This window comes from Dyella sp. SG609, assembly GCF_012275375.1.
Taxonomy (GTDB): Bacteria; Pseudomonadota; Gammaproteobacteria; order Xanthomonadales; family Rhodanobacteraceae; genus Dyella_D; species Dyella_D marensis.
Window position 1 is genome coordinate 24,277 of record NZ_JAAZQJ010000020.1, and the last position, 7,789, is coordinate 32,065.

Below are 7,789 nucleotides of genomic sequence, written 5' to 3' on the forward strand. Positions count from 1 at the left end.
CCTAACCCTATTTAGCGATGGCAGAACCTGACGGATGAGGATCGCTTGATGGCTGCTCATAGACTTCTGCTGAGAACGGCTGCGGCACTTGCTGCAGTCACCGGATGCATCTGCCTGACGACCGCTTCGGCAGCAGAGCCAACGGAAACGCAGTTGGTTGGCACATATCAGGTGATCATCTGCCGTGGCCCCTGCTCCTTTGCCAGCGTGAAGAATGCCGTTGTCGAGGGGGTCTTTGTTCTGCTTGCCGACAGAATAGAGCGCTCCGAGGGACAAAAACTCGACGTGGGATTCCAACCGGTCCTGTCGGGGGGAAAGGCGAACGGCTGCTACCTCCTTCGGCGCTTGGCGAACCGCGACTATGCCGGCTATGCCAATACGCGAGGACCGGCGCTGACCGTATGGTCGCAAAGGAATGACGGGTTGCATCTAGCGCTCTTTCGATCGACGGATGCCGGTTACGAGGTGGTTCTGCGAGGAGACACAGAAGCGCTTTCGGGAACAGGCCAATCCTGGGGAGCCGGTGTCGCCGCACCGGCGGACAAAACAGTGGGCCAGGTGATTGCACGCCGGGTTGGTCCCGCCGAGATTGGCACATGCGGATTCAGGGCAAGACGGTATTTGCAGGTTGAATAAAGTCCGCTTCAGACTCTATGTAGCAACCCGGGTCCGTTTCCATCCGAAGTGGACCTGATCATGATCTCGCCAGGAAAGCATCATCCGATGACCAAGTATCCCGTCGTGAACATAGGCGAGCTGCGCGGGATCTTGAACGATCTCCTTGACCACGTGGAAGCCATAAACGGCCCTGACCTTCGACTTGACCAGGATTACTACTGGGGTGTCGACAGCGACCTCTTGTATGACATGACCAAAGAGGTGCCGAAGGCCGATCGAGTGGGGAGCCTTGGCGACAGCTGGGAATTCCTTCTGAACTTGCGAAAGCAAGAAGGTGACATCAAGGGAGCGGGGCCTTCGCTCATGCTTATCCATGCGGCGCCACTATTGCGCTACATCGGAGAGAAGATCGGTCGGTAGCAAGTACTAAAGGTCCGCTCTCGCCCCAGAGCGGACATTGGCCACGCTGCAACGGAGGATTGAAAGCAACGATGGAGAACGTTCTACGATTCGTCTTCACGACACTGCTGCTTGTGTGGTCCTCCGTGGCCTTCTCTACGGGCTTGTGGAGCATCGGAGCTACATACTTCTATACCGGTCGATTTACGATCGAGTCGCATCACGATGTTTGCGAGCAGCCACTCAACAACCGTTGTGTAGCTCACTATGAAGTGCGTCGTCCCGATGGGGAGCTGGACGATTTTGTGCCGTTCATCTATCAGTTTGACCCGAGCTACCTGGTAGAGGGTTGGACATTTGCCAAGAATCGATGGGGGTTCTCGTACGAGATCAACGGTGCGCAGAAGCCGTGGCCCTATCTCTGGTCCCGTGTGGAATGGACACTGCTGGGTATCGGAGGATTGTCTGTCTGGTACTTCGTTGGTGGACCCGGCGCATTGAAGGGTTGGCTGCGCGACTTCAGGCGCCAAGTATTCTCGAAGGCCTAACGTCTGCTCTCGACCCGAAGCGGATGAAATGCACATAGTCGGCCTGCAAGCGGACGGAGCCAAGCGGACGGAGCATGGCTGAGACAATCTTGACCATTGGTGCGATCGCCTTGGAACTCGGCATTCCAGTCGGGTTGCTTATATTCATGGCGCTAAGGCCCCAAGTTCGACCAAGAGCCATCGTCATACTTGGAGCGCTCTTTCCGGCGCTATGTCTATACGGCGCGATAGCGGTCAGCTATCTCATCTCAAGGGGAAAGTCAGACATCTTTGCGTTCTACGCCATGTGGGTGATGACTTTCGCCCCCTACCTGGCGGTCGCACTGGGAGGGCTGGCACTCTCTTTTCTTCGAAGGCCCGCGAACTATTGGGCCCGTTTTGGGCTGGGCGTGCTGACGACGCCGGCCGCATACCTAGCATTCGTTCTGGTTGCCAAGGTCATCCCTTGGCGAGCAGGGTAAAGTCCGCTTCCGGCCCGAAGCGGACATCTGAGATAGTTCGACATGGCCAGACTCTTGGGAGGCTAAATGTCAGTCGACATCTTCGTATTCCTGGCACTCAATCGGGCACCAGACTTCGACGCCTGGCAAAAGGCCATGCGGGCGAGTCGCCCCGAAATGCACTTTGTCGCCCCGGTAGACCTCGCCAAACACAGTGGCTTTCTGCCCCTTGTTGTGGATGGCAAGACCACGGGCTTTTTCTTCTTCAGGAATGACGCGAAGGAGCTCGTCTCGGATTACCCGATGGTGGTGGCGGCTGGTGTCAGCGGCGGCGTTGCCTACCAGCTTTCGTTCGGTGGTGATGCGCATGAATGCATCGCAGCCATGCGATCCGCCGAGGTGCTGGTGAAGAACTTCGGCGGTGTTGCGTTTGACCCTCAGGGCGGAAAGGTCATGACCATCAAAGATCTGGATGACAATGCGGCGCTCTGTGGAACTTCATTGAGGCCGTAGGAGACTCAAATGCCGATATCAGTGCTCTTCATGTCCATGTCGCTCGACGGATATATCGCTGGCCCCAACGACGAACCAGGCAACCCCGGCGGCGACGGCTTCGACCGGCTGCACGAATGGTATGGAGACTTCTTCCGGCCATCGGGGGCGGTCGGGCAGTTGTGGGACGAATGGAATTCACCGGGCGCGATTCTGGCAGGACGGCGTACGGTGGAGCAGATCGATCACTGGGGCGGTGATAATCACGGTGTCCCCATCATCGTGCCAAGCCATCGTCCGCCCGGCCCTTCGGTGGCAAACTATCCATTGGTGAAGTACGTGCTCGACGGGATTGAGAGCGCCATGGCGCAGGCCAAGGCCGCCGCTGGGGACCGCAACGTACTGATGCTCGGCGCGTACACGGCGCAACGGGCGCTCGAGGCTGGCGTGCTGGACGAGTTGCAGATCCACCAGATCCCGGTGCTGTTTGGCGGTGGCCTCCGACTGTTCGATGTATTGCCGTCGCGCGTCGAATTGGAGATTGTTCGGGTGATCGATACGCCGGATGCCACACATATCCGTTATCGCGTCCGTCGCTGATCCGAATTCGATCCGAGGCAGGCATGGCGACGATGGGATGAGCGGCGCCACGCGAAGAGCTTGTCGCGATGTCCGCGATGACTTTAATCGGCGCCTCAAGCTGGACAACGGCGAGGATGTAGAGATGCGAAAGAAAGTCCTGGTGCTTTTCGGGGCGGTAACGCTGGTCTGGGCTGGTAGCCTTTGGATGGCTTTCTGGTCTGGATTCAGCTGCCATCTTTCCGTGGCCACGGTTGCCGCACATGGCGCGGATCGTGCTCGTCTTAAACAGAACGCATGGCTTCTTCAGAAGATTGAGGATAGCGATATCGAGTCTGCGCGAGCTTCGCTCAGCGAGTCCGTGAAGCTCGATGATGAGCTGGTCAAGTTAGACAAGAAGACGCCAAAGTTCGGCCTGGCGGACATAACGCTGGCTGGGTTGACGAGCCCTAAGGAGCTCATGGCTCTTCTTAATACAGCCCAGGAATTGGATGACGCTCATGAACAACCCTGACCGTCGATGACAATCCGATCCAGTTCTTGGGCGGGGCACTTGGAAAAACGCAAGGTCCGCTTTCAACTCAAAACGGACATATAGGAACTTAGCTGTACGGCGCCACCACCAACTTTTGAGAATGCATGGATGTTCGTAATTCACTCGAATTCATCAGATAGGGAAGTTCGATTCCTAGATCGCCGCGGTGATGAGTTCATCGTCGAGATCCAGGGGCGCGGTGTGAGGGCAACGCAGTGGGTTTCCGCTTTTACCGACTCCAAAGGGCTCGCTCGGTGGATGGAAGAGTTGGCTACCAACCGGCTTCCTTGGAAGGGCGCGAATTCTTGGTCAACCCTTGGGGGCGAATTCGAAATTTCCGCCACTTGCACCGCTGGAGGGGTCGTAACCTTCAAGGTAACTCTTAGTGGACTTCCCGGCAGCGATGAGGGGTGGCACGTCACAGCCGGTATCAGCAGCGAGCTCGGGCAATTGGCGGTCCTTGCTGGGGCAGCTCACCAATTCTTTGCGGATTCTGAAGCCTGATGGCCTGGAGTCCTTCACGCTTGCAGTAAGGTCCGCTATCGACCCGAAGCGGACGCCATCTAGGAAAGGGGAATCTATGAGTGGCACAATTGATGTTCGGCTCACATCGGACGAGCTTCGATTTGTAATCTCATGTGGCTCTGCGCTGCTTCTGAATATCCCAGAAGGTTCGCTGCCCACCTACACGCACTTCAGCAAAGCCCAGATCATCGATTTCTCATTGCGGATACGTGAGCAACTCGACCAGGCTGGATACGACATGTGAACTGTCCGCTATCGACCCGAAGCGGACATTGTGAAGATCAACACATGGGAGGAAGGATGCCAAGGATCGCGTGGCTAGTCGTCATCAACCTGGCTCTAGCAGGATGTACGCCTTCGGACAGGATTAGTTCGGACGCCGCTACTCACGCGCTCCAGGGAGACCTGAGTTCGCTTAACGTGTCCGATCCAGTTGGCGACGTCAGGGCTCATCTAGCTGAAGGTGATTTTCGTCCCATTGGTCTGGGGCATGGAGAGCAATCATGGTCTTGCACCCTTCCAGGTCAGCAACAGGCTCAGATACAGAGAATTGAATTAGGCGTCGGCGCGCGGTGCTTACGCGATGCACGTCCGCAGCCGAACGACGCCACACACGAAGAACTCGTCGCAAAGGCGATGGTTTACGCAGGCACTTATAACGATGCTCTGATCAACGACACGGGTGGCAGATACTTCGTCAGATTTATGGCCGACGGGTTGCTCTGGACCATTCCTGATAATTTTGAAACGAGCATCAGAAAAGACATCAACGGTAAAGTGCAGCATTGGGAGCTGAGAGCCTTCTGGCGGAACAATGCATTCGGTAGGTGCATTCAACCCGACGAATGTCAAGTGCTTGTAAGGGTTTTATCTGAAGAAAGCTATCCGCGAGGCGGGATTTCTAGTAGCCCGCACGATGGATCGGATCTTCATCTTAAACTCATGCAGACGTCTCTCAGCCAGAAGACGTTCTCGGAACTTCGATACATAGGCTCCGAATCAAAGATGCATTACTTCATCATGGAGCCGCGCGATGTGGGCTACGTGACATGTTGGTCGACGATGGATAAATACGTGGCGCCCACAGTAGAGCCGGGAATCGATCAGCGAAAGGATCTTACGTGCTGGGCGACGATGGAGATGCCCAATCGGAGTGAGATATTGGCCCAGGTGGAGGGAGCAAGCCTCGGGCGCATTGGTTCGACACTCAAGCAGCTACGTATTGAACTTTTGGCATTCCATCATTGAATCGTCAAATGTCCGCTTTCGACCCGAAGCAGAAACTCCATTTTTAGCGAAGATGAGGTTCGGGCTGTCCAGATGAAAACCTACCCGCTCAAACGGAATGGCGATCAGTCTTCGCATTCGAAATTCCCGCAGCGGGGCTTTGGACTAGCTCGCTTGCACGGTTGCTACGGCAAGCCCCATAGCCGGCTGGTGCGTTTGGTGGGCCGGCGATGCGGGTTACGGAGCAACTCGGGGGCAGATAGCGCCCGACGGCGCGGCGGCGCTATCGATCGGACTGCTGACTCTCGCCACAGGGTTGGTGCGTATGAACCGATATGCACGCCGCGTGGCGGCCGCATTCTCCCTTCTTGGGGCGATCATTATTCCAATCGGGGTTTTCAACCCGTTTGCCGCCATGGATTACTCCGGGGAACCGCCGACCGTGATGAGCACGTTGGCATGGACTATTCCCGTGGTCGCTGGGCTGCTGCTCCTGGCTTGGCTGCTTGATTCGGCGGAGAACTCGACGACTTCGGCAAGGTAGTTGAAAGTCTGCTTTCGACCCACGGCGGACGTTTCAAAACGGAGCAAGGGCACTTTCTCAAGCGACAGCGTACTCACCCTTGCGGATAGCCGGACGGATCGGCAGCGTGAGGTCGCCGGCGATGAGTTGCAGTTCGCCGTCCTGGATCAGGCATTGCAGGCGCATGCTGCGCTCGCACAGGGCAGCCAGTTGCTGCATGTCGGCGTGGTCGATGGCGAGCACGCTGAGGTTGTCGTGGCGGGTGAGCGTGCTGGCGATCTTGCTCCACCAGACGTCGGCGGCATGGCCGCCATAGGCCAGCACCACGACGTGCCGCGACTGGTTGCAGGCTTTGCGCAAGCGTGTTTCATCAGGCAGGCCGACGTCGATCCACAGCTCGATCTCGTCGGTATAGGCCTTGCGCCACAGGGCCGGTTCGTCGGTGTCGCTGAGCCCCTTGCCGAACTCCAGCCGTTCGTCGGCATACAGCGTGAACGCGAGCAGGCGCGCCATCAATCGCTCCTCGGTTTCCGACGGATGCCGGGCGAGGGTCAATGCGTGGGTGGCGTAGTAGTGCCGGTCCATGTCGCTGATCGACAGTTCGGCCTTGTGGATGGTGGCGGTGAGGGCCATGGGGGGGCACTTGAGTGGGCGTAAAGCGACCATTTTACGCGGCTTTGCCCCGGGGGGGGGGACACCGGGGGCCATGCTTGGGCCGCCCGTCTTGCGGCCATGCCAGGAGGTTGGCCGTAGTCGTCCATCGAATGCAGAGTCGGGCTCACGCCGTGGTCTGTGACGCCAATTCTGCCCGCTGTTCCGATCAACCCGCCGGCGTGGGATAACGAGCTAGCATTAGTCCGCTTTCGACCCAAAGCGGACCTTAGGGGCTCTGCGCAGGAGCGCAACCGATGGAAGTCTTGGAGCCACCATCAAGGGGAGTGATGGTCATGCAAAGTAAATTTGAGACTTACTACGTGCCGGCGCTCTACTCGACCGTTGGGATACTTCTGGCCTTGAACCTCTTGGGCCTGATGAGTGGCATATGGATAACGCTTTTGCCAATCGCCATCCAGATATCAATTATCTTTTCGGTCTATACGCGCAAGACGTGGGCGTATCTTGTAGTCAGGGCCTGGTCGGCGATCTGCATTTTCTCGGGTGCGGCGCTCTGGCTGGCCGTGCTTCTACGAGGTGGTGAGTTTTCACACTCCGCCGGATATATGGTCTCCCAGACGCTGGTTTTATTGCTGGGTGTTCTTTTCTTCAAGAGCGCCAAGGCGGTGCTTTCGGAGCGAGCCCACATGGATGCCGCACCCAGTAGGGATATGCATCAGGAGGAGATCTGATGTTCGCTCTCGATCCGAAGCGGATATTGCGCCACACCCAGATTTCTCCCAGAGGGAGAACATGGAATGAGCCAGATTGGTCAACTGACGTCGAAGCCTGGATTTAAGGACGTGAAGTTCGAGCGCAAATCCACGGATGCGGCTTCTATTCGGTATTCGATGCCGGCGGTCACGGCTGACGTCCCGACCTTCATGCTGCCCAAGCAAGTCACATTCGAGGGCGCACCGCGATAAACCCCATGAACCACGAACAACCCACACCATCCCTCCATGGCTCCTGCCACTGCGGCGCAGTCCTCCTCACGCTTCCAGCAGCGCCCGCGACAGCCACGAGTTGCAACTGCTCGCTCTGCCGCCGCACGGGAGGCATATGGGCTTACTACGAGCTCGGCTCAGTCTCCATCCAAGGCCACCCCGAGAACACTGAAACCTATGTCTGGGGCGACCGATCTTTACGGAATGTGTGGTACGCCCCCGCTTTCGTAGACGGTTAGCTACTGGATTTTGAGTTAGCCGCCTCGAACATCATTGGCGCAAGGCCTCCCAGATGTCCATGG

11 protein-coding genes are annotated in these 7,789 nt (G+C 57.4%); 10 read left to right on the forward strand and 1 reads right to left on the reverse strand.

All coding sequences use genetic code 11. The features are described from left to right. Positions 1–48: 48 nt before the first annotated feature. The 8 genes from FHW85_RS21920 (at position 49) to FHW85_RS21955 (ending at position 5,384) form a co-directional block, all read left to right on the forward strand. Complete coding sequence (locus FHW85_RS21920) at positions 49–636, forward strand: hypothetical protein (RefSeq protein ID WP_168649657.1); 588 nt, start codon at positions 49–51, stop codon at positions 634–636. Between the two features lie 87 nt (positions 637–723). After that, positions 724–1,038, forward strand: coding sequence for a hypothetical protein (locus tag FHW85_RS21925; protein WP_168649658.1), 315 nt, complete (start codon positions 724–726; stop codon positions 1,036–1,038). 71 nt (positions 1,039–1,109) lie between these two features. Then, entirely contained in the window at positions 1,110–1,565 is a 456-nt protein-coding gene (locus FHW85_RS21930; RefSeq protein WP_168649659.1) for a hypothetical protein, read from the forward strand. Positions 1,566–1,639: 74 nt separating this feature from the next. Continuing rightward, a complete protein-coding gene (locus FHW85_RS21935; protein ID WP_168649660.1) occupies positions 1,640–2,026 on the forward strand; it encodes a hypothetical protein in 387 nt (128 codons plus the stop codon). A gap of 66 nt (positions 2,027–2,092) precedes the next feature. Continuing rightward, the gene (locus FHW85_RS21940; RefSeq protein ID WP_167253120.1) at positions 2,093–2,518 is read left to right on the forward strand and encodes a hypothetical protein; all 426 of its coding nucleotides are present in this window, start codon (positions 2,093–2,095) and stop codon (positions 2,516–2,518) included. A gap of 9 nt (positions 2,519–2,527) precedes the next feature. After that, positions 2,528–3,097 carry a dihydrofolate reductase family protein gene (locus tag FHW85_RS21945; protein ID WP_168649661.1) on the forward strand — a complete coding sequence of 190 codons (570 nt, stop codon included), beginning with the start codon at positions 2,528–2,530 and terminating at the stop codon, positions 3,095–3,097. 37 nt (positions 3,098–3,134) lie between these two features. Continuing rightward, positions 3,135–3,590, forward strand: a complete 456-nt coding sequence (locus FHW85_RS21950) for a hypothetical protein (protein ID WP_168649662.1) — start codon at positions 3,135–3,137, stop codon at positions 3,588–3,590. 966 nt (positions 3,591–4,556) lie between these two features. After that, positions 4,557–5,384 carry a hypothetical protein gene (locus FHW85_RS21955; RefSeq protein WP_168649663.1) on the forward strand — a complete coding sequence of 276 codons (828 nt, stop codon included), beginning with the start codon at positions 4,557–4,559 and terminating at the stop codon, positions 5,382–5,384. A gap of 580 nt (positions 5,385–5,964) precedes the next feature. Here the strand turns inward: FHW85_RS21955 and FHW85_RS21960 are convergent. After that, positions 5,965–6,519: a YaeQ family protein gene (locus FHW85_RS21960; RefSeq protein ID WP_168649664.1), complete on the reverse strand. Its 555-nt coding sequence runs from the start codon at positions 6,517–6,519 to the stop codon at positions 5,965–5,967. A 275-nt stretch (positions 6,520–6,794) separates the two neighbouring features. Here FHW85_RS21960 and FHW85_RS21965 point away from each other — a divergent pair, with 275 nt between their 5' ends. Both FHW85_RS21965 and FHW85_RS21970 read left to right on the forward strand, forming a co-directional pair. Next, the gene (locus FHW85_RS21965) at positions 6,795–7,232 is read left to right on the forward strand and encodes a hypothetical protein (RefSeq protein ID WP_168649665.1); all 438 of its coding nucleotides are present in this window, start codon (positions 6,795–6,797) and stop codon (positions 7,230–7,232) included. A gap of 66 nt (positions 7,233–7,298) precedes the next feature. Further along, positions 7,299–7,466: a hypothetical protein gene (locus tag FHW85_RS21970; protein ID WP_168649666.1), complete on the forward strand. Its 168-nt coding sequence runs from the start codon at positions 7,299–7,301 to the stop codon at positions 7,464–7,466. Positions 7,467–7,789: the final 323 nt, after the last annotated feature.